Consider the following 2,414-nt stretch of genomic DNA (forward strand, 5'->3'; position numbering starts at 1 on the left):
CCCGCAGCCCCGGTTCCCCACGCCGCCGCCGCGGCCGCCGCGAAGGGCTCCAGCGACCTGGACCTGCGCTACCAGAAGTTCGACCCCATTGGCACGGGGCCGCTGGGGACGGTCTTCAAGGGCCGCTACAACGCGCTGGGGCTGGACATCTGCATCAAGGAGCTGAAGGACATCTTCGGCTACTTCTCCTTCCTGCAGCGCGGTGAGGTCCTCAAGCGCCTGAAGAAGGAGCTGTGCGCGCAGGCGCAGGTGCGCCACCCGGGCGTGGTGCAGATCCTCGACCAGAACGTGGACTCGGCGCGGCCCTACTTCGTGGTGGAGCTGATGCGCGGCAGCCTGAAGGAGAAGCTGGAGGCCGCCGGCGGCAAGGGCATTGACGTGCAGCACGCGCTGCGCACCTTCCTGCAGCTGGCGTACGGGCTGAAGGCCGCGCACGCCGCGGGGCTCACCCACCACAACATCAAGCCGGAGAACGTCCTCTTCGACGCGTACGGCAACGCGAAGCTCTCCGACTTCGGCATGAGCCGCGTGGTGGAGGTGGACGCGACGAAGGGCATGCCCCAGGTGTTCGTGGGCACGGGCGGCATGGTCTACATGGCGCCGGAGCTGATGAACAAGGGCGTCCAGGAGGCGGGTCCCGCCGCGGACGTGTACGCCCTGGGCATCCTGCTCTACGAGATGTTCACCGGTCAGATTCCGGGCCGCCGCTCGCCGCTGCCGTCGGAGGTGAACCCGGAGGCGCCCAGCGGGTTGGATCAGCTCTTCGACAAGGCCACGCAGGACCGGCGCGAGCAGCGCTACCCGGACGTGGACGCGATGCTGGCGGACTTCTACAAGGCCTTCCCGGAGCGCGAGTACCTGGACCGCGGCGCGCTCATCCTGTCGTCGGATCCGCAGGAGTAGCCGCAGGCCGGGCAGGCGGGCCTCCGAAGCGAGGCCCGCCCGTCGCCACATGGACGGGCTCGCCCGTCCCCGCTGAACCCTGTCAGACTGCGGCGCGCCCATGTCCACGCGCTCTTCTGACAGCGTCCTCCTCACCGTCACCGGCAGGGACGGCCCCGACACCACCGCCCGCCTCACCGGCCTGCTCGCGAAAGCGGGCGCGGAGCTGCTCGACGTGGAGCAGGTGGTGGTGCAGGGCCTGCTCACCCTGGCCCTCTGGGTGCGCCTGCCCGGTGGCGAGTCCCTCCAGGCGCTCCCCGAGCTGGCCCGCGAGCTGGGCGTCACGGTGGACGTGCGCGCGGTGCCTCCGGCCATCACGTCTCCAGCGCCGGGGGTGGAGCCGCTGCGCTATGTCGTCACCGCGGTGGGCAAGGCGCTGGGCGTGCACGACGTGCATGCGCTGACGCAACAGCTGGTGGCGGGCAACGCGCGCGTGGAGCGCATCACCCGGCTGAGCGAGACGCCGCTCGCGGCGGTGGAGCTGCACGTCACGCTGCCGCCGGACGCGGACACGGCGGCGCTCAAGCGCGCGCTGCTGGCGCTGTCCATGGCGAGCCCCACGTTCGATGTCGCCCTCCAGCGCGAGAGCCTCTACCGGCGCGGCAAGCGGATGGTGGTGATGGACATGGACTCCACGCTCATCCGCATCGAGGTCATCGACGAGCTGGCGCGCGCGTACGGCGTCCACGCGAAGGTGGCCGCCATCACCGAGCGCGCGATGCACGGGGAGATGGACTACGACGAGTCCCTGCGCCAGCGCGTGGCGCTGCTCGCCGGGCTGGATGCGCGCGTGCTGCACGAGCTGGCCGCGAACCTGCCGCTCACCGAAGGAGCGGAGACGCTCATCCGCGTGCTCCGGCGCCTGGGCTACCGCACCGCGGTCATCAGCGGCGGCTTCTCCGTGGCGGCCGAGGCGCTCCAGAAGCGGCTGGGCATCGACTTCGCGTACTCCAACGCGCTGGAGGTCCAGGACGGGAAGCTCACCGGCCGCACCGTGGGCACCATCGTCAACGCGCGCCGCAAGGCGGAGCTCCTGGAGACGCTGGCGGAAGCGGAGGGCATCCTCCTGGAGCAGGTCATCGCCGTGGGTGACGGGGCCAACGATTTGCTGATGCTGGAGAAGGCGGGGCTGGGCATCGCCTTCCGCGCCAAGCCGAAGCTGCGCGAGGCCGCCGACACGTCCATCTCCGCCGGCGGGCTGGACACCATCCTCACGCTCTTGGGGCTCACCGCGCGCGAGCTGCGCGAGGTGGGCTGAAACAAGACAAGACAGGCTCAGACGCGCATGCGCGCGGCCAGCTCGCGCTGCTGCACGGCGCCCTTCTCGAAGACGAGCTCCAGCAGGGCGCGCAGAATCTTGGAGCTCTTCTCCTGGTTCTGCTGCACCGTCTGCAGGCGGGCCAGGTCCTCCTCGGTCCACTCGTTGGTGGGCGCGCCGCCCGCGAGGATTTCATCCAGGACTGTCTCTTATA

2 protein-coding genes and 1 pseudogene are annotated in these 2,414 nt (G+C 70.4%); 2 read left to right on the forward strand and 1 reads right to left on the reverse strand.

Annotation, left to right across the window (positions count from 1 at the left end; genetic code table 11):
* Both D7W82_RS39315 and serB read left to right on the forward strand, forming a co-directional pair.
* A partial coding sequence (locus tag D7W82_RS39315) for a serine/threonine-protein kinase (protein WP_147439777.1) occupies positions 1-903 on the forward strand: 903 nt, incomplete at its 5' end.
* Positions 904-1,003: 100 nt separating this feature from the next.
* The gene (serB, locus tag D7W82_RS39320) at positions 1,004-2,200 is read left to right on the forward strand and encodes a phosphoserine phosphatase SerB (protein ID WP_120623141.1); all 1,197 of its coding nucleotides are present in this window, start codon (positions 1,004-1,006) and stop codon (positions 2,198-2,200) included.
* A gap of 17 nt (positions 2,201-2,217) precedes the next feature.
* Here the strand turns inward: serB and D7W82_RS39325 are convergent.
* Positions 2,218-2,403: pseudogene (locus tag D7W82_RS39325) on the reverse strand (hypothetical protein); the annotation flags it as partial.
* Positions 2,404-2,414: the final 11 nt, after the last annotated feature.

Source organism: Corallococcus sp. CA049B, from assembly GCF_003611685.1.
Lineage (GTDB): Bacteria > Myxococcota > Myxococcia > Myxococcales > Myxococcaceae > Corallococcus > Corallococcus coralloides.

Coding starts and splice junctions, on each gene's coding strand:
- serB (WP_120623141.1), top strand. CDS start 1,004: ATGTCCACGCGCTCTTCTGACAGCGTCCTCCTCACCGTCACCGGCAGG.